The organism is Streptomyces sp. NPDC087906, assembly GCF_055584925.1.
In genome coordinates this window covers 112,139-132,068 of the sequence record NZ_JBVJLC010000010.1, presented here as the reverse complement: position 1 = coordinate 132,068, position 19,930 = coordinate 112,139, and the positions used below count along the sequence as shown (strand labels likewise).

12 protein-coding genes and 1 tRNA gene are annotated in these 19,930 nt (G+C 71.6%); 12 read left to right on the top strand and 1 reads right to left on the bottom strand.

What is annotated here, in order from left to right; translation table 11 throughout:
• The first annotated feature begins 48 nt into the window (after positions 1 to 48).
• The 6 genes from ACZ63I_RS26380 to ACZ63I_RS26355 all read left to right on the top strand — a co-directional run bounded on the left by ACZ63I_RS26380 (position 49) and on the right by ACZ63I_RS26355 (position 10,255).
• Entirely contained in the window at positions 49 to 246 is a 198-nt protein-coding gene (locus tag ACZ63I_RS26380; RefSeq protein WP_469341492.1) for a hypothetical protein, read from the top strand.
• A 393-nt stretch (positions 247 to 639) separates the two neighbouring features.
• Positions 640 to 3,474: a type I DNA topoisomerase gene (gene topA, locus ACZ63I_RS26375; RefSeq protein WP_469341491.1), complete on the top strand. Its 2,835-nt coding sequence runs from the start codon at positions 640 to 642 to the stop codon at positions 3,472 to 3,474.
• Positions 3,475 to 3,652: 178 nt separating this feature from the next.
• Positions 3,653 to 7,108, top strand: coding sequence for a dTMP kinase (gene tmk, locus ACZ63I_RS26370; RefSeq protein WP_469341489.1), 3,456 nt, complete (start codon positions 3,653 to 3,655; stop codon positions 7,106 to 7,108).
• Positions 7,109 to 7,184: 76 nt separating this feature from the next.
• On the top strand, positions 7,185 to 8,390 hold the full coding sequence (locus ACZ63I_RS26365) for a DNA polymerase III subunit delta' (protein WP_469341488.1): 1,206 nt from the start codon (positions 7,185 to 7,187) through the stop codon (positions 8,388 to 8,390).
• Between the two features lie 98 nt (positions 8,391 to 8,488).
• Positions 8,489 to 10,084 (top strand): alpha/beta hydrolase, encoded by a 1,596-nt coding sequence (locus ACZ63I_RS26360; RefSeq protein WP_469341487.1) that lies wholly within the window; start codon positions 8,489 to 8,491, stop codon positions 10,082 to 10,084.
• 97 nt (positions 10,085 to 10,181) lie between these two features.
• Positions 10,182 to 10,255: transfer RNA gene (locus ACZ63I_RS26355), tRNA-Thr, on the top strand.
• 56 nt (positions 10,256 to 10,311) lie between these two features.
• Here the strand turns inward: ACZ63I_RS26355 and ACZ63I_RS26350 are convergent.
• Complete coding sequence (locus ACZ63I_RS26350; RefSeq protein ID WP_469341485.1) at positions 10,312 to 11,295, bottom strand: outer membrane protein assembly factor BamB family protein; 984 nt, start codon at positions 11,293 to 11,295, stop codon at positions 10,312 to 10,314.
• 549 nt (positions 11,296 to 11,844) lie between these two features.
• Here ACZ63I_RS26350 and ACZ63I_RS26345 point away from each other — a divergent pair.
• The 6 genes from ACZ63I_RS26345 (at position 11,845) to ACZ63I_RS26320 (ending at position 19,897) form a co-directional block, all read left to right on the top strand.
• Positions 11,845 to 14,481, top strand: a complete 2,637-nt coding sequence (locus tag ACZ63I_RS26345; protein WP_469341484.1) for a sensor histidine kinase — start codon at positions 11,845 to 11,847, stop codon at positions 14,479 to 14,481.
• Complete coding sequence (locus tag ACZ63I_RS26340; RefSeq protein ID WP_469341482.1) at positions 14,478 to 14,879, top strand: roadblock/LC7 domain-containing protein; 402 nt, start codon at positions 14,478 to 14,480, stop codon at positions 14,877 to 14,879. Before ACZ63I_RS26345 ends, ACZ63I_RS26340 begins: the two co-directional genes overlap by 4 nt.
• 124 nt (positions 14,880 to 15,003) lie before the next feature.
• Positions 15,004 to 16,209, top strand: a complete 1,206-nt coding sequence (locus ACZ63I_RS26335; protein ID WP_469341655.1) for an ABC transporter substrate-binding protein — start codon at positions 15,004 to 15,006, stop codon at positions 16,207 to 16,209.
• A 1-nt stretch (position 16,210) separates the two neighbouring features.
• A complete protein-coding gene (locus ACZ63I_RS26330) occupies positions 16,211 to 18,292 on the top strand; it encodes an ABC transporter permease subunit (protein ID WP_469341480.1) in 2,082 nt (693 codons plus the stop codon).
• Positions 18,289 to 19,158, top strand: a complete 870-nt coding sequence (locus ACZ63I_RS26325) for an ABC transporter ATP-binding protein (RefSeq protein ID WP_469341478.1) — start codon at positions 18,289 to 18,291, stop codon at positions 19,156 to 19,158. Before ACZ63I_RS26330 ends, ACZ63I_RS26325 begins: the two co-directional genes overlap by 4 nt.
• Positions 19,159 to 19,168: 10 nt before the next feature.
• The gene (locus ACZ63I_RS26320; protein ID WP_469341477.1) at positions 19,169 to 19,897 is read left to right on the top strand and encodes an ABC transporter ATP-binding protein; all 729 of its coding nucleotides are present in this window, start codon (positions 19,169 to 19,171) and stop codon (positions 19,895 to 19,897) included.
• Positions 19,898 to 19,930: the final 33 nt, after the last annotated feature.

The window sequence follows — 19,930 nt, the reverse complement described above, 5'->3', positions numbered from 1 at the left end:
CTGTTGGGCAGGGGTTCAGGCGGCACGACGGGACGGCGAGGTACGGACATGGAGAGCGGCCCGGCGATCTTCGCGGGTGCGGTGTTCGCGCTGTTCGGCGCCGCGCTGCTGCTGTGGACCGGAGCGCGCGTCCTGCACCGCGCGCCGGTGGCCCACGGAGTGCGGCCTGCGACGTCCATCACGCTCGCGACACTCTCGGGCGTGGTCTTTCTCGCTCTCGGCGTGTGGTGCTTCAGTCGTATGTGATCCAAGCGCCCTGCCGCCGGCACGTTAATCGGCGGAGTCGGCCAGCACTGCCCGACCATGATCGACCAGCTCCGCCGCGCGGCCCCGACAGGCCGCCGGACCTGCACGGGACCCGCTTGCGTGCCCGGCGCACCGACCGTCCCGCCGCACCGCGCCGGAGCCGTCGGCCGGGCGGCCCGGCGCGGCAGGTAGCGGGGTCCGGGCGGCAGGAATGGCTGGAGTCGGGTTACCGTTCGAGGGTCCGTTGCGGGTTTTGCCGTTTGACACGGGGGCGGGTTGTACCGTCACACTCCGCAGCGGAGCAGCGTCACAGCGAGGCCAGGGCGGGCCCGCGGTGCCGTGCCGTACAGCAGTACGGGCCCACCGAGCGCCGATCCGGAGAGAAGAGCGAAGTTGTCCCCGACCAGCGAGACCGCACACGGCGGCCGCCGACTCGTCATCGTCGAGTCGGCGACCAAGGCGAAGATGATCGAGGGCTACCTCGGCCCCGGCTACGTCGTCGAGGCGAGCGTCGGGCACATCCGCGACCTCCCGAACGGCGCGGCCGAGGTGCCCGAGAAGTACACCGGCGAGGTGCGCAGGCTCGGCGTGGACGTCGAGAACGACTTCGAGCCGATCTACGTCGTCAACGCCGACAAGAGGGCCCAGGTCAGGAAGCTCAAGGACCTGCTGGCCGAGTCCGGCGAACTCTTCCTCGCGACGGACGAGGACCGCGAGGGCGAAGCCATCGCCTGGCACCTCCAGGAAGTGCTCAAGCCCAAGGTCCCCGTCCACCGGATGGTCTTCCACGAGATCACCAAGGACGCGATCAAGGCCGCCGTCGCCAACCCGCGTGAGCTGGACACACGCATGGTCGACGCCCAGGAGACCCGCCGCATCCTCGACCGCCTCTACGGCTACGAGGTCTCGCCCGTCCTGTGGAAGAAGGTCATGCGCGGCCTGTCGGCCGGCCGCGTCCAGTCCGTCGCCACCCGCCTCGTCGTCGAGCGTGAGCGCGAGCGCATCGCGTTCCGCTCCGCCGAGTACTGGGACCTGACGGGCACGTTCAACACCGGCCGCGCCGGCGACGCGTCCGACCCGTCCCAGTTGGTCGCGCGGCTCTCCGCCGTCGACGGCCGCAGGGTCGCCCAGGGCCGTGACTTCGGCTCCGACGGCCGGCTCAAGTCCGAGCAGGTCCTGCACCTGGACGAGACGAACGCCCTCGCGCTCGCCGCCGCCCTGCGCGAGACGTCCTTCGCCGTGCGGTCGGTCGAGTCGAAGCCGTACCGCCGCTCCCCGTCCGCGCCGTTCCGTACGACGACGCTCCAGCAGGAGGCCTCGCGCAAGCTCGGCTTCGGCGCGAAGTCCACCATGCAGGTCGCCCAGAAGCTGTACGAGAACGGCTTCATCACCTACATGCGTACGGACTCCACGACCATCTCGGACACCGCGATCTCGGCGGCCCGCGCGCAGGTCACGCAGTTGTACGGGGCGAACTACCTGCCGGACAAGCCGCGCACGTACGCCAACAAGGTCAAGAACGCGCAGGAGGCGCACGAGGCGATCCGCCCGTCGGGCGACCGCTTCCGTACTCCCGCCGAGACCCGTCTCACCGGCGACCAGTTCAAGCTCTACGAGCTGATCTGGAAGCGGACCGTCGCGTCCCAGATGAAGGACGCGGTCGGCAACAGCGTCACCGTCAAGATCGGCGGCCTGTCCAGCGACGGCCGGAACGCCGAATTCTCCGCCTCCGGCAAGACCATCACCTTCCACGGCTTCATGAAGGCGTACGTCGAAGGCGCCGACGACCCGAACGCCGAGCTGGACGACCGCGAGCGGCGGCTGCCGCAGGTCACCGAGGGCGACCCGCTGACGGCGGACGACATGTCGGTCGACGGCCACGCCACAAAGCCGCCGGCGCGCTACACCGAAGCCTCGCTGGTCAAGGAGTTGGAAGAGCGCGAGATCGGCCGCCCGTCGACGTACGCCTCGATCATCGGCACCATCCTCGACCGCGGCTACGTCTTCAAGAAGGGCACGGCGCTCGTGCCGTCCTTCCTCTCCTTCGCCGTGGTCAACCTGCTGGAGACGCACTTCGGCCGGCTCGTCGACTACGACTTCACGGCACGGATGGAGGACGACCTCGACCGCATCGCGCGGGGCGAGGCGCACTCCGTGCCGTGGCTGCGGCGCTTCTACTTCGGCCAGGGCGACGAGGAAGCCGGCGCCGCGTCGGCCGCGGGGAACGGCGACGGGGACCACCTCGGCGGCCTGAAGGAACTCGTCGCGGACCTCGGCGCGATCGACGCCCGGGAGATCTCCTCCTTCCCGATCGGCGACGGGATCATGCTGCGCGTCGGCCGCTACGGCCCGTACGTCGAGCGCGGCGAGAAGGACGAAGAGGGCCACCAGCGGGCCGACGTGCCCGAGGACCTGGCTCCTGACGAACTGACCGTCGAGTACGCGGAGGAGCTGCTGGCCAAGCCCAGCGGCGACTTCGAGCTGGGCGCCGACCCCGAGACCGGGCACCAGATCATCGCGCGGGACGGCCGGTACGGCCCGTACGTGACGGAGGTGCTGCCCGACGGCACCCCGAAGACCGGCAAGAACGCGGTCAAGCCGCGCACGGCCTCGCTCTTCAAGTCCATGTCCCTGGACACGGTCACGCTGGCCGACGCCCTCAAGCTGATGTCGCTGCCCCGGGTGGTCGGCACGGACGCCGAAGGTGTCGAGATCACCGCGCAGAACGGCCGCTACGGCCCGTATCTGAAGAAGGGCACGGACTCGCGCTCGCTGCAGACCGAGGACCAGCTCTTCGACATCACGGTCGACGAGGCGCTGGCGATCTACGCGCAGCCCAAGCAGCGCGGCAGGGCCGCTGCCAAGCCGCCGCTGAAGGAGCTGGGCACGGACCCGGTCAGCGGCAGCCCGGTCGTCGTCAAGGACGGCCGCTTCGGCGCGTACGTGACGGACGGCGAGACGAACGCGACGCTGCGGACCGACGACAGCGTCGAGGAGATCACGCCTGAGCGGGGCTACGAGCTGCTCGCCGAGAAGCGCGCCAAGGGCCCGGCCAAGAAGAAGACGACAGCGAAGAAGGCCGCCGCCAAGAAGGCACCGGCGAAGAAGACGGCGGCGAAGAAGACCACCGCCAAGAAGACGGTCGCCAAGACGACCGCCAAGAAGTCGGCGGCGAAGAAGTCGACGGCGAAGTCGACGGCGTCTTCGGCCTCCCAGCCGGACGAGTAGACCGTCCGGTCGGGCGAGCAGACCGCCGCCGGGCCGGGCGAGCAGACCGCGCTGCCGGGGGAGTTGACCCTCCGGCGGAGCGCTGTGGCGATACGCGGCGGGGCGAGTTGCGCCCTGCCGCGTCCGTTTGTTCGGACGGGGTCGTCATGGTGTCGGAGGCTCCGGATAGGCTGGGCGAATGACGCGAGCCGAGCAGCCAACGGTCGTGAGCCCCACCTCCGACTCCGACGCACTTGCCGCAGACTCACGAGAGCGCGCCGTACGATCTTTGTTGCGCCTCCCTCCGCTCCGGCGGCTGTGGGGCGCTCAGCTCGTCGGCGGGATCGGCGACGTACTCGCCGTGTTCGTGCTTCTGCTGCTGTCGTTGCAAGCGGCGGTCGCCGAGGGCTCGTTCGGTGCCGGATACCGAGGGGTGGCCTTCGCGGTCGCCGCTGTGTTCGGCGCCCGGATCCTTGCCACGCTGTTGTTCGGGTCCCTGCTCCTGGGCCCGATCACCGCGTTGCTGACCCCGGGCGCACGACCGAAGACGACCACCCCTGACGCCACCGATCCCGCACCGTCCGGCGCTTCCGCCGCTTCCGGCGCGAGTCCTGCGGGCGCCGCGGTGCCCACGCTCGACGCCGGGCCGGCCAAGGCTCCCAAGCGCGTCAAACCGGCGCGGGAGGGCGGTCCGTTCGACCGCCGCTGGACGATGATCGTCGCGGACGTGCTGCGGGTCGCGCTGCTCATCGTCGCGCCCCTGTGGATCACATGGACGCCCGACCGGGCCCTGCCGATCCTGCTGAGCACGGTCTTCGTGGCCGGGGTCGCCGAGCGTTTCTGGACGGTCGCGAAGGAGAGCGCGGCGCCCGCCCTGCTCCCCGCCCCGCCGCTGGAGGGCGCCGCCGTACGGCCGCTGCCCGACCACCTCGACGCGCTGCGCCGGCTGTCGCTGCGTACGACCTTCCTCGCCGTACCGGCCGCTGCCGCTGTCCTGCTCGTCGCCGCGCTGATCAGCAATTTGCTGGGCACCGGCATCGGCTGGTTCTCGCTGCACCAGGCGGCCCTCGCCTCGTACGTGGCGGCCGGGCTGTTCGCCGCGTCCGTCTCGACCCTGTACTTCCTGGAACTGCCCGGCGGCCGGACGCCCCGTCCGCGCTCCCCGCTCGAAGGGCTGCGCCGGCCCGTCAGCGGACCCGGCGGCCACCGCGACGGACTCGACAAGGGCCGTACGGGCGCCGTCCCGCTGCTCGTGCTGGCCTGCTCGGCGATCGCCGCGGCCATCGCTTCCGCCGTCGCCGTGTCCGTACTGCACGCCAAGGACCTGGGCGGCGGCCCCGTCGCCTTCGCCCTGCTCGTCCTCGCCCTCACGGGCGGTACGGGTCTGGGCATCCGGTCGGCGGCCAAGGTGCTGCCCAAGCTGTCCCGCAGCCGACTGCTCGTGCTGGCCATCGCGGTCACCGGCATCGCCCTGCTCGTCATGGGCCTCGTCCCGGACACGGCCACGGTGCTGTTCCTCGCGCTGCTCGCCGGTTACGCGGCGGGCGTCGCCGCCAACACCGGCCACACGCTCATCGACCTGCAGAGCGAGGACTACCGGCGCGGCCGGGTCACCGACCATCTGCACGCGGTCGTCCGGGTCTTCGTCGGCCTCGGCGTCGTCATCGCGCCGCTGGTCGCCGCCGCGATCGGCCCGCACCGCTTGGCCAACGGCGACTTCGTCTTCGCCCACGGCGGAGCCGCATTCACCCTGATGCTGGTCGGCGCGCTGCTGCTGCCCGTCGCCGCCGTCGTCCTCGCCAAGACGGACGACCGCTCCGGCGTGCCGCTGCGGCACGACCTGCGGGACGCGCTGCGCGGCGGCGCCGACCCGGTGCAGGCTCCCGCCGCCACCGGCTTCTTCCTCGCGATAGAGGGCGGGGACGGCGCCGGCAAGTCGACGCAGGTCGAGGCCGTCGCCGAATGGATCCGCGCGAAGGGCCACGAAGTGGTCGTCACGCGCGAACCCGGCGCGACCCCGGTCGGCAAGCGGCTGCGCACGATCCTGCTCGACGTGTCGAGCGCTGGTCTGTCGAACCGCGCCGAGGCCCTGCTGTACGCGGCGGACCGCGCCGAGCACGTCGACTCGGTCGTACGCCCCGCCCTGGAGCGCGGCGCGATCGTCATCTCCGACCGGTACATCGACTCGTCCGTGGCCTACCAGGGCGCGGGCCGCGACCTGTCACCGATCGAGATCGCCCGGATCTCGCGCTGGGCCACGGCGGGACTCGTACCGAATCTGACGGTGCTGCTCGACGTCTCGCCCGAGGCGGCGCGTGAGCGCTTCACCGAAGCGCCCGACCGGCTGGAGTCCGAGCCCGCCGAGTTCCACCAGCGGGTGCGGACCGGCTTCCTGACCCTGGCCGCCGCCGACCCCGGTCGCTATCTCGTGGTGGACGGTGCCCAGGAGCCGGGTGCGGTCTCCACCGTCGTACGCCACCGCCTCGACCAGATGCTGCCGCTGTCCGAAGCCGAGATCCAGGCCCAGGAGGACGCGCGGAAGGCCGCGATCGAGGAGGCCCGCCGGCGCGCCGAGGAAGAGGCGGCGCGCAAGGCGGAGGAGGAGCGGCTGGAGCGCGAGCGGCAGGCGCAGCTCGCCAAGCTCCGCGCCGAGGAGGAGGAGCGCAAGCGCCGCGAGCTGGAGGAGGCGCGGCAGCGCGAGGCCGAACGGCAGGCGGAGGAGGCCAGGCAGCGGGCGGAGGAAGCCCGTCAGCAGGCCGAGGAGGACCGCAGGCGCCGCGAGGCCGAGGAGCAGGCGTACGAGACGGAGCAGGCGCGCCTCAGGAAGCAGGCCGAGGAAGAGGCCAAGCTGCGCGCCGAGGCCGAGGAGCGCCGGCTGGAGAAGCAGCGCAGGGCGGAGCAGGCGCTGCTGCGTGCCGAGGAGGCACGGCGGCTGGCCGAGGAGTCCGCCGCCGCGGCGGCGGCTGCGGCCGCCGAGAAGTCGGCCGCGGACGAGCGGAGTAAGGACAAGCCGACCGCCGGTGAGCGGGATGCCGACAAGCCCGGTGCCGGTGAGCGGAGTGTCGCTCCGGACGACGTGACGCAGGAGGTCCCGGCGGTACGGCCCGACGCGACGCGGCCGGACGACGCCGAGACGACGGTGATGCCGCAGATCAGGGACGTGCCGGAGAGCGGCGCGCAGGGCGGGTCGCAGGACAGCCCTGAGCCGGGTCGGAAGCCTGACGGGCCGGCTTCCGGCAGGTCGGCGTCCCACGGGTCGGGATCCGACAGGTCGGCTTCCGACAGGTCGGTGGACGAGACCGCCAAGCTGGCGCCCGTACCGCCGTCGGCCGCCGCACCTGCGTCTGCTCCCGCACCTGCTTCTGCCGCCAGGAGGGACACCGACCCGGCGGACCGGGTTCCGCACGGTTTCTTCCGCGACGACGCGGCGCGGCACGACTCGGCCCAGCCCGCCGACGCGGGCAACGACCGGACCAGGGAGCTGCCGCAGATCGCCCCGGAGCCGCCGGCCCAGCCGGCCCAGCCGGCGCCCCGCCGTCGCTCCGACTGGGCGGAGGAGACCCCGCTGGACGATCTCCCGACCCTGGCCGACGAGCTGCTGGGCCCGCACGACGACGAGGAGGACACCGGCGGACGGCGTGGTCGCCGCCGCTGATTGTCAGACCCCGCCCGCACAATGGATCCAGCGACGAATCCAGCAACGACATGACGCGCGGAGGCGGTGACGGCGGATGACCGTTTGGGACGACCTGGTCGGACAGGAGCGTGTCCGGGACACGCTCGCCGCCGCCGCCCGTGACGCCGACGCCAGGGTCACCGCGGAGGCCGAGGGCACCGCACCGCCCGAGGCGTCCAAGATGACGCACGCCTGGCTGTTCACGGGCCCGCCGGGGTCGGGGCGCTCCACCGCCGCGCGGGCCTTCGCCGCCGCCCTCCAGTGCACGAGCCCGGACCGTGCGCTCGGCGGCGAGCCGGGCTGCGGATTCTGCGACGGCTGCCATACGACCCTGATCGGCACGCATGCGGACGTCGACATCATCCGCACGGACCTGCTGTCCATCGGTGTGAAGGAGACCCGCGAGCTGATCCGCCGCGCCGGGCTCTCCCCTGCGGGCGGGCGCTGGCAGGTCAACATCCTGGAGGACGCCGACCGGCTCACCGAAGGCGCGGGCAACGTACTGCTGAAAGGCGTCGAGGAGCCCGCGCCCCGTACGGTCTGGCTGCTCTGCGCGCCCTCCCTGGAGGACGTTCTGCCGACGATCCGCTCCCGCTGCCGCCATCTCGTCCTGCGTACGCCCCCGGTGGACGCCGTCGCCGACGTCCTGATCAGACGGGACGGCATCGAGCCCGAGGCCGCGCACGCGGCGGCGCGCGCCACCCAGGGCCATATCGGCAGGGCCCGCCGCCTCGCCACGGACGAGCGGGCCCGTGCCCGGCGCGCCACGGTCCTGAAGCTCCCGCTGCGGGTGGCGGACATCGGCGGCTGCCTCAGGGCGGCGCAGGAGCTGATCGACGCGGCGACGGAAGACGCGAAGCAGGTCGCGGAGGACGTCGACGTGAAGGAGACCGAGGACATGAAGGCGGCCCTCGGCGCGTCGGCGGGCGGCCGGATGCCGCGTGGCACGGCCGGGGTGATGAAGGAGCTGGCGGACCGTCAGAAGCGCCGTTCGACCCGTACGCAGCGCGACAGCCTCGATCTCGCCCTCACGGACCTCACGGGCTTCTACCGGGACGTGCTGGCCATCCAGGTCGGCTCGAAGGTCCAGCTCGCCAACGAGGACGTACGGGACGCGCTGGACCGGGTGGCCCGCGATTCCACCCCCGAGCGTACGCTGCGCCGGATAGAGGCGGTCGTCGCCTGCCGCCAGGCGCTGGACCGCAATGTGGCGCCGCTGCTGGCGGTGGAGTCGATGGCGGTCTCCCTGCGCGCCGGCTGACTCTCGGCGGTGCACCGACTCTCCGCGGTGCCCGCTCCCTCACCCGTACGAGGAGTTCCGGCGGGCGCCGGACCTGCCGGGGCGGTTAGGCTCCGCTGATGGACACCAGGCGCCTGTTCCGTTCCTCCGCCACAGCCATCGTCGCGGTCGGCCTGCTCATCTCCGGCTGCAGCTCGGGCAGTTCCTCGCCGAAGGCGTCGGCCTCCGACGCGGCGTCCGGCGCCGCCTCGGGCACGGCCCCGGCGGGGAGCGCGGCACCGGAAGGCGGGGCGGGTCCCGTGGACCAGGCGGCCCTGAAGAAGTACTACGAGCAGAAGCTCGACTGGCGCTCGTGCGGCCCCTCGGGCTTCCAGTGCGCCACGCTGAAGGCCCCGCTCGACTACGCGAAGCCTTCCGGCGCCGAGATCGACCTGAAGGTGGCCCGCAAGAAGGCGACGGGCCCCGGCAAACGCCTCGGCTCCCTCCTCGTCAACCCGGGCGGCCCCGGCGGTTCGGCCATCGACTACCTCACGGGGTACGCGGGCATCGGCTACCCGGCCCAGATCCGCGCCCGGTACGACATGGCGGCGGTCGACCCGCGCGGCGTCGCCCGCAGCGCCCCGGTCGAATGCCTCACCGGCAAGGAGATGGACGCCTACACCCAGGTCGACCAGACCCCCGACGACCAGGCCGAGACGACGGCACTCTCGGCGGCCTTCAAGAAGTTCGCCCAGGGCTGCGAGAAGCGGTCGGCGAAGATCCTCCCGCATGTCTCCACCGTCGACGCCGCCCGTGACATGGACATCTTCCGGCAGACGCTGGGCGACAAGAAGCTCTCCTACGTCGGCGCCTCATACGGCACCTTCCTCGGCGCGACGTACGCGGGCCTGTTCCCCGAGCACACCGGCCGGCTCGTCCTCGACGGCGCGATGGACCCGTCCCTCCCGGCCCGCGAACTCAACCGCGACCAGACCGCCGGCTTCGAGACGGCCTTCACGTCCTTCGCCGACGACTGCGTCAAGAAGAGCGACTGCCCGCTGGGCACGAAGTCGGCCGCCGACGCCTCCAAGCGGATGAAGACGTTCTTCCGCACCCTGGACGCCAAGCCGATCCCGACCGGCCAGAGCCGGAAGCTGGGCGAGTCCCTGGCCACCACAGGTGTGATCGAGGCCATGTACGACGAGTCGGCCTGGCCGCAACTGCGCGACGCGCTCAGCAGCGCGATGACCGGCGACGGCGCCGCGCTCCTCGCCATGGCCGACTCGTACTACGAGCGCGAGAGCAACGGCAGCTACGCGAACCTGATGTTCGCCAACTCCGCCGTGAACTGCCTCGACCTCCCGCCGGCCTTCGCCACGCCCCAGGACGTCGAGGCCGCGATCCCGTCGTTCGAGAAGGCGTCCCCGGTCTTCGGCGAAGGCTTCGCCTGGGCCTCCCTGAACTGCGCCTACTGGCCCACCAAGGCCACCGGCACCCCGCACCGCATCACCGCCGCCGGCGCGCCCCCGATCGTCGTGGTAGGCACCACCCGCGATCCGGCGACCCCCTACAAATGGGCCCAGTCCCTGGCAGCCCAGCTCTCCTCGGGCACCCTCCTCACCTACAACGGCGACGGCCACACGGCCTACGGCCGAGGCAGCGACTGCATCGACACGGCGATCAACACGTACCTCCTGGAAGGCACACCCCCGGCAGCCCACAAAAAGTGCTCCTGACCTGCCCAAAGGCCCCCAAGGGGGGCGTGTACGGACCACCCCTCGAAACTGTGTAGACTTGGCGTCGCCGCTGATCGCACCATGGTGCAGACGGCACGCCGCCTTAGCTCAGTTGGCCAGAGCAACGCACTCGTAATGCGTAGGTCTCGGGTTCGAATCCCGAAGGCGGCTCTGTGGAAGCCCCAGGACTCACTCGCCGTGACCTGGGGCTTTTGCTTGGGGTTTTTCTACTGTACGGCGTAGAGGTGGCCGTTTCGGGTGGCTATGTAGGTCAGGCCGTTCATGATCGCCGGGGAGTTCACCCAGTCGGTGGCGGGGAACGTCCGGTGCAGGGCGCCGGTGGCTGCGTCCACTGTGTAGAGGGTGAAGTCCCAACTGCCGAAGTGGACCAGGCCGTCGGCCACGACTGCGGGGGATGCCACCGCGCCTTCCGCGGGGAACTTCCAGCGGGGCTCTCCGGTGGCGGCTTCCACCGCGTACAGGTGGTTGTCCCAGCTTCCGCAGTAGACGAGGCCGTTCGCGACCACCGGGGACGCGGTCACGTAGTGGGCGGTGCGGAACTCCCATTTCTGGTGGCCGGTGCGGGCGTCCACCGCGTACAGGCTGCTTCCGCTGCCGACGTAGACGGCGCCGTCCGCTACCGCCGGGCCTGAGCCTTCGCCCCATTCGCGGCCCGTGGTGAACCTCCAGTGCTGGTGGCCGGTGGCGGCGTCCAGGGCGTACAGGCCGCCGCCGGCGCGCTGGCCGGCGTGGACGTACAGCACTCCGTCGGCCGCTGCCGGACGCGGGGATATCGGGCAGGGGGTGAACTCCCAGCGCTGGTCTCCGGTGGTGGCGTCGAGAGCGTGCAGGCCCCTTTCGCCGCCCACGTACAGCGTGCTGTCGGCCACCAGGGGGGTGGAACTCATGGGGGCGCCGGCGGTGGTTCGCCAGCGTGGGTGTCCTGTCGCCGCGTCCAGGGCGTACACGTGGCCGTCCGCGTGGTCGGTGCCGACGTACACCGTGCCGTCGGCCACCGTCGGGTGGGTCGTGCCGATCCGGTCACCGCCCGCGGTGAAGCTCCAGCGTTGCTCGCCGGTGGCCGCGTCCACCGCGTACACCTCGGGTCCGCTGCTGACGTACACCCCGCCGGCCGCCGCGGACGGTGCCGAGAGCGCGCGGGTGCCGGGGGAGAAGTGCCAGCGCTGTCTCTCCGCGTCCGCGTGCGCCATCCTCGTCCCCCTCCCGCGGTCCGGCGGGGCGCCGATCGCCGCTTACCTGGCAGAGTCCCGTACAACGGTGGGAAACGGAAGTTTCTTGGTTTGGGGTGACTCAAATTGGGTGTGTCGGGGGACACGTTGCGCTAGCGAATCTAACCATTCTGCAACGACCCTGCGGGCTTGGATGATCAGTCAAGTCGCCGCGCCGGGGCGGATCGTGAGCGTTCGGTTGGGCGTGTGTGGGGTCAGCGCGAAGTGGATGAGGCCTGGTCAAGGGGGGTTTGGCGGACTTATTCGGCCAATTGCCGTGGCCTGCGGCCAGGTTGTTGTGGTGGCGTCGGTGACCGTGTTGGATCGACTTTGTTCTGGTGTGTGCGCCCATTTTTCGCCGATGCCGCGTCTGTGGTTACGTGCTACGGCTTAGGATCAAGCCGCGCCACTGGGGCCCCATCCGCACCGTGAGCACCATGACCGGAGTTCCCGCGACACCCCCACGACCCGTTAACAGGTATCTGCGTTGACACCGATACTCGGCAGTGGTTCCGGCAACGGAGCCGCCCAGTGAAAATCAATCGTCGCCTCGTCCTGCTGGTCACCGCGCCTCTTACTGTGGCGGTCACCTTCTCGGTGCTGGCGCTCGCGCCGGCGACCGATCAGGCGGTCCAGGCCAACCGGCTGACCACCATGGTCGACGTCGCGGCCAGTGCGGGCGAGCTGACCCGTCAGCTTCAGGGCGAGCGGGTGGCAGCCACCGCGCTGGTCTCCAAACAGGGAGATTTGGATGCGTTTCGCGTAAGTACCACCAAGACCGACAAGAGCGTCGCCGATTTCCGCAGGGACGCCCGGAAGCTGTCCGATGTGCCCGGGAGCGCGCAAGGGGCGCTGGACCGTATCCAGCGCTTCATCGACGAGATGCCCGCCCTGCGCGCCCAGGTGCGCTCGGGCAGCAGCACCATCTCCGCGCTCGCCTTCGGCTACCGCATCGTGATCGCCGACCTGAACAACTACCGCGACGGCATCGCCCAGGCCAACGGTGTCGACGCCGACATCGCTGACCAGATCCGGGCCGCGGCCGCCCTGTCCAAGGCGGCCGAGTACCGGGCGCAGGACCAGGTCACGGTCATGAGGGCGCAGTCCGCCGGCGGCTTCACGACCGCATCGCAGCGGACGTTCGAGGGCGGCCAGCTCGGCTACACCGAGTCGATCGGCGTCCTGTACGACCTCGGCCCCGCCGAGTGGCGGACCTGGCTGGAGCGCACGCTCTCCGGCCCGAAGGCGCTGGAGGCCCGGCGCCTTGAGGACAAGATCGGCCGTACGGGCACGAGTCAGGACATCGACGTCACGCCGTCGGCGTGGCAGAAGGCGTCCACCGACCGGCTCTCGCTGCTGGGCGAGGTGGAGAAGCAGATCGACGCGGCCGTCTACGTGACGGTCAAGGACGCCCGCTCCAAGCTCCTTTGGACGGCCGGGGCCGAAGCGGCCCTGGTGCTGCTGACCCTGTTCGGCGCCGTCTTCGTCGCCATCCGGCTGGGCCGCGTCATGATCCGCCGGCTGCGCGACCTGCGCAACGCCGCGCACGAGGTGGCCCACACCGGGCTGCCCGCCGTCATGAACGAGCTGTCCCAGCCGGGCGCGTTGAGATCCGCGTCGCCCGAGGAGATGGCCGCGCGGACCGGCAACCCGGTCAAGACCACGGGTGACGACGAGATCGGCGAGGTCGGCGAGGCGTTCAACGCCGTCCACCACGAAGCCGTCCGACTGGCCGCGCAACAGGCCCACATCCACGAGCAGTTCGCCGAGACACTGGTCCGTGTCGCCCGAAGGGGCGCGCAGTTGACCACCGTCATGGTGTCCGAACTCGACGCGGTGCAGCGTGACGAGGCCGACCCCGAGCGCATGAAGACGCTCTTCGCCCTCGACCACCTCGCCATCCGCATGGAGCGCAACACCAACAACCTGCTGGTGCTGGGCGGTTACGGGAACGCCCGGGTGCGCGCGAGCGACATCGACTGCTCCACCGTCATCGTGGCGGCCGCGCAGCAGATCGAGCGCTTCGACCGCGTGTCGCTCGGCGTCATCGAGGCGGGGATCGGCATCGCCGCCCGCGCCGTGCACGACGTCGCGCACATCCTGGCCGAACTCCTCGACAACGCCACGCGGTTCTCGCCGCCCGACAAGCAGGTCGGGGTCGCCGTATGGCGGCTCTCCGACCGGGCCGTCGTGCAGATAGTGGACGAGGGCGTCGGCATCAAGGCCGAGCGCCGCGCCGTACACAACGCCGCGCTACGCGAGCCGCAGGCGGGCATCGGCGACGTACGGTCCATGGGCCTGCACGTGGTCTCGCGGCTCGCCGCGCGGCACGGCATCGTCGTCGAACTGCGCGACTCGTCGGGACCCGGCACCATCGCCGAGGTCACCCTGCCGTCGAACGTACTGGCCACGATGCCGCAGACGGCGCCGCCAGCGCCGCAAGGCGTGTTCGGCGAGGAACGCGCCCAGGAGGACCGCGGCAACGCGGTGAGCTACGAGGCGCCCCGGCGCATCGCGGCGCCGGGACAGAACGGCCGCAGGCAGCCCGTCGAAGCCGGCGGGTGGCCCGAGCACGACAGGAACGGCTCGAACGGCCAGAACGGCCCGCACGACCGGAACGGCCAGAGGGGCCCGAACGGCCAGAACGGCTCGTCCGCCGGTATGCCCGAGCGGCCGAACGGTCCCATGCGTACGCCCGAACGCCCCGGCGCCCCCGTCGGAGCCGGTGTCGGAGCAGGTGCCGGTCCGGGTGCCGGTACGGGAGGTACGCCCGTGGGCGGCCGTCCGTCCGCCGGTCAGGCGCCCGGTGGCCAGGGGCCCGGCGGTCAGCCGCCCGGCGGATACCCGGGCGGAGTCCGCCACGGCACCCCGCCCGGCGGGCGCCCGGTGCGCGACCCCGTGCGCGACGAACCGGTCTCGCGTGTCGCCGGCGTCAGCTCCTCTGGACTGCCGCTGCGGCAGCGCAACACCCCGCAGCAATGGCCCACCTTGGGCAACAAGGACAGTGCCGAACCGCGCTCGGCAGCCGCCGCACCGAGGCCGTCACCCCGCCGCCGGGACTCCCGGCAGGTCTCTGATGTCCTGGCGGCATACACCCAGGGGATCAGCAGGAGTACGAACCGCGGGCGCTCCGCCAGCGACGCCGACACCGAACGGAGCAAGAAATGACCTCACCCACCGACCTGAGCTGGATACTGAGCGGCTTCGCCGGACGCATTCCGGAAGTCTCCTCGGCCATCGCGGTGTCCGTGGACGGGCTCGCCCTGGCCTACACCGGCGTGAGCCAGGACGACGCCGACCGGCTGGCCGCCATCTCCTCAGGCGTGGTCAACCTGCTGTCCGCGGCTGCGCACTTGACGAACACCGATCCCGTCGAGCACAGCCTCACCGCGATGGAGGGCGGCTACATGTTCTCGATGGCCGTCTCCAGCGGTGCCTCCCTGCTGGTGACCACCACCAGGGACGCGGACATCGGTGAGGTCAGCTACATGATGTCCGAACTGATCAACCAGGTGGGCGACTCGCTGTCGCCCCAGGTCCGCGACCCGAGCACGCTGCCCGGCTGATCGCCGCGCCGTATTCGTATCCGTATCCGTATCCGTATTCGTATCCGCTTCACCGTACGACCGTGCCACTCGCCCGAACCGTACGTAGCCGTCCGTCCTGACCACTCCACTGATGAGAGCTTTCATGTTCTTCGACATATCCCCTTCGCGCCGCCGCAGATTCCGGCCGGTCGGCGCCACCGTCCTCGTTCTCGGCCTGGCGGCCGCGAGCGGGTGCAGCGGCAGCAGCAGCGCCGCCGGCGACGACACCGTGAAGGTCGGCCTGGTGGCCTCCCTGTCCGGCACGTACAAGCCGGTCGGCACCGAGCTTGAGGCCGGCTTCAAGCTCTACCTCGACACCCACGACAACAAGTTGGGCGGCCGCAAGGTCGAACTCCTCGTGGCCGACGAGGGCGACGGCCCGCCCACCGCTGTGCCCGCGGCCACCAAGCTGGTGAAGAAGGACAAGGTCGACGTCCTGACGGGGCTCGTCAGCGGTGGTTCGGTCGCCGCGGTGATGCCGCTGGTCGACCAGGCCAAGATCCCCTTCCTGGGGTCGAACGCCCGGCCGCCCATCAAGGACATCAGCAACGTGTGGACGACGAGCTTCCTGTCCGACGAGCCGGGCAAGGCCATCGCCCCGTACGTCAAGGAGAAGGTCGACGGACCGGTCTACGCGATCGGCCCCGACTACCAGGGCGGCTACGACGAACTGCGCGGTTTCACCGACGAGTTCAAGCGCATCGGCGGCAAGCTCGCCAACCCCGACGGCAAGACCGCCTGGACGCCGTTCCCGCAGACCACCAACTTCATGCCGTACTTCGCGAAGATCGCGCAGACCGACGCCAAGGCGGTCTACAGCTTCTACGCCGGTAAGGCCGCGATCGACTTCGCCAAGCAGTACGCGCAGTCCGACATCGCCGACCTGCCGCTGTACACGGCCTTCGTCACCGAGGGCAGCGTGCTCCAGGCGCAGGGCCCCGCGGCGAAGGGCATCTACTCGGTCCTCAACTACGCGGCCGACCTGGACAACCAGGCCAACCGTACGTTCGTCGCCGACTGGACGGCCGAGCACGACTCGCAGCCCACCACGTACGCGATGGCCTCGTACGACGCCGCTTCCGTCCTGGACAAGGCGATCGCCGACGCGGCGAAGAAGGGCGACGTGACGCCGCAGACCATCAACAAGGCCATCGGCGGCCTGGGCCAGATCGACAGCCCGCGCGGCGCCTGGGAGTTCGGCGACAAGGCGCACTCGCCCGTGCAGTCCTGGTACCTGCGTCAGGTGCGCCCCGACGGTGACCAGCTCGCCAACGTCGTGGTGCAGGACCTGGCGACACTCGGTAGCTGACATGGGATCCATCGATGCCCACCTCATGCCGGCGGTGGACGGAGTGGCCTACGGGCTGCTGCTGTTCGTCGTCGCCGCCGGCCTGAGTCTCGCCTTCGGCACCGCGGGGGTGCTGAACCTGTCGCACGGCACGCTGTACGCGATCGGCGCGTACACGGGAGCCGAGCTGAGCGACGGGACCTGGGGCGGTCTCGCCCTCGGGCTGGCCGCCGGGACCGCGGCGGCGTGCGCGGCGGGGGCGGGTCTGTCCGCCGCGACCGCGCCGCTCGCCCGGCGTGGGCATCTCGCGCAAGCACTGCTGACGTTCGGGCTCGCCCTGATCGGCGGTGATCTGCTCATCCAGTTCTTCGGGGCGGACGAGCTTCCCGTCCGCGTCCCCGAGGCGCTCGACTCGTCGGTGACGCTGCTGGGCCACCGGTACCCCGCGTACCGGCTCTGCTTCATCGTGATGGCGGTGCTGCTCGCCGCGTTCGGTACATGGGTGCTGACCAGGACGCGCGTCGGCGCCGCGGTACGTGCCGCCGCCGACGACCCGCAGATGCTGGCGGCGACGGGCCACAACCCGCGGGCGGTGCACATGGGCGTCCTGGCCGCCGCGGGTGCGCTGGCCGGTGCGGCGGGCGTGCTCGGGGCGCCGATCATCGGTCCCGGGCCCGGTACGTCCGAGAACGTGCTGATGCTGTCGCTCGTGGTGGTCGTCCTCGGCGGGCTGCGCTCGCTGTGGGCGACGCTCCTCGCGGCGATCGCGGTGGGCGAGGTCCAGACCCTGGGTGTCTCGATCGCTCCGGACCTGGCGCCCTACCTGCTGTTCGCCGCGATGGCGGCGGTGCTGGTGCTCCGCTCCCGCCTCGCGGAACCGGCGGCCGTGCACGGCCCGGAGGGGCCGTCCGCCGACCCGTTGGCCCGGCTCCGGCGGCAGTTGGCCGGGCGGATACGGTCGCGCCGCGATGCTTCTGGTGCGGTGGCGGCGAGTTCGGCGCCCGCCGCTTCGTCGCCCGTCCAGTCCACGCCCGTATCGTCCACGCCCGTCCCGTCCTCGCCCGTCCCGCCCACCAAGCGGGTGGGCCCCTTCGCCGCCCTCAACCGGCTGCCGGGCGGGGCCGCTTGGCGGCAGGCCGCTCCGTTGCTCGTCCTGCTCGTCCTGCTGATCGCGCTGCCGGGGATGCTCGACGCGTACAGCATCACGCTCGCCGGCTCCGCCCTCGCGCTGGGGCTGCTCGCGGTCAGTGTCACCATCCTCACCGGGTACGCGGGGCTGCCCACCCTGGGCCAGACCGCGCCGTTCGCCGTCGGCGCGTACGCCACAGCGAACCTCGCGGACGCCGGGTGGAACATGGGCCCCGTCCAGGTGGTCCTCTCGGCGCTCGCCGCCGCCGTCTTCTCCCTGGCGACCGGGCCCGCCGTGATCCGGGCGCGCGGCACGACCGTGCTGATGATCACGCTCGCCATCGGTGAGCTGAGCAGCGCGGTCATCAACCAGTTCAAGTCCGCCACCGGCGGCGCCGACGGTCTCGTCGGCTTCCCATCCACGCAGGCGCTGTGGGGCGGGGAGGGGATGTCCGACGAGAGCCAGGTCTACAACTACGCGCTCGTCGTCGCCGTCATCGCCGTCGCCGTCACCCTGCTCGTACTGCGGTCCCCGGCGGGGAAGTTGCTCACCGGCACCAGGAGCGCGGAGGCGCGGATGCGCGCCTCCGGGCACCCGGTCGGGCGTTATCTGCTGGTGGCGCACATCTGCGCGGGCGCGCTCGCGGGCATCGGCGGCTCGCTGATGGTCACCGTCCAGCAGTACCTGTCACCCGCCGACGTGGGCTTCGAGATCGCCGCCTTCGCGCTGCTCGCTGTCGTCATCGGCGGTTCGACGTCCGTGATCGGCGCGCTGCTGGGCGCCGGGCTGATCGTCGCCACCCGCGACTGGGTGGCCAGTTCATGGCCGGGCCACGGTCCGCTGCTGCTCGGCGCGCTGTTCGTCGCCGCCGTGTACCTGCTGCCGCGGGGCCTTGCCGGTCTGCGCGGGGCGCCGCGGCGGGGCGGCGCGCAGGACGATCTCACCCCGACCCTCGCCGGGAAGGTCTCCTCATGACGTCCGCACCGCATGACGCGTCGACCGAGGCGCCGACCGAGGCGCCGACCGAGGGCCCGCCCGGCGTACCGACCGACGCTCCGGCGCCTCCGGTGCTGGACCTCACCCAACTCACCCGCAGGTACGGCAGTCTCACCGCCGTCGACGACGTCAGCCTGCGGCTTCCGGCCGGCGCCCGGCATGCCGTGATCGGCCCCAACGGCGCGGGCAAGACCACCCTGCTCAACCTCATCGCGGGTACGGACAAGCCCGACCACGGCACGATCGTCCTCGGCGGTACGGACGTCACCCGCAGGTCAACGGCCAGGCGCAGCCGCCTCGGTATCGCCCGCAGCTTCCAGCAGCCGGTCGTCATACCCGAGTTGACGGTGCTGGACAACGTCGTACTGGCCGGCTGGCCGCACCACCCGAAGCGCCGCGGTGCCTGGCGCAGCCCGTCCCGGCTGCGCCTGCACACCGAGTCCGCGCTGCGCCATCTGGAGGCCGTCGGTCTCGCCGACATCGCCCGCCGGCCGGCCTCCACGCTCTCCCACGGCCAGCGCCGGATGCTCGACCTCGCCGCAGCACTGGCGGGCGAGCCGCGCCTGCTGCTGCTGGACGAGCCGGCCGCCGGGCTGACGGACGGTGACATCGGGCGGCTGCTCGGCATCCTCGGCGGGCTGCCGGCGAGCGTCGCGATCATCCTGGTCGAGCACCATGTCGAGGTGGTCGCACAACTCGCCACGGACGTAACCGTGTTGGCGGCGGGACGGGTGGTCGTCACCGCACCGACGCAGGAAGCGCTCGCGCACCCCGAGGTCCGCGAGGTGTACCAGACCGGTACGAAGGCCGACGTGTCCGCCGCTTCCGCTGACGAGAGAGGATGACCGGCCCCCGATGCTCGAACTCTCCGGTCTGACCGCCGGTTACCACGGCGGCACCGTCCTGCACGGCCTCGACCTGTCGGTGGCCGCGGGTGCGGTCCACGCCGTCGTCGGCCACAACGGCGCCGGCAAGACCACGCTCGTCCACACCGTCGCGGGGCTGATGCGCCCCAGCGCCGGTACCGTACGGCTCGACGGCCGTGACGTGACGGGGCAGCCCGCGCACCTGATCGCCCGCGCCGGGATCGGTCTCGTACCGCAGGGCCGCCGCGTGTTCGCCGGGCTCACCGTCGCGGAACACCTGCGGCTGTCCCACCGCCCGCCGCGCCGTGGCGACACCACGCGCCCCAGCGTGTGGACCCCGGCGCGCGTCCTGGAACTGCTGCCCCGGCTCGGCGAGCGGCGGGACAACCGCGGGGCGGATCTGTCCGGCGGCGAACAGCAGATGCTGGCACTCGCCCGCGCGCTGCTCGGCTCGCCGAGCGTGCTGCTGCTCGACGAACCGACGGAGGGCCTCGCCCCCGCCCTCGTCCAGCAGGTGTACGAGCTGGTCGTCACGCTGGCGGACGAGGGCATCGCCGTCCTCCTGGTGTCCCCCAGCCCGGCGCGCGCGGTCGAGTGCGCCCGCACGATCACGGTGCTCACGTCGGGACGGATGACGCTACGACTCGACGGCGCGGACGCCCGTACGGACGCCACGGAACTGCACGCCGCACTCGAACTGGCCCCGCAGGCAGGCTGATCCGGGCGCGGTGGGGTGCGGCGCGGTATGGCG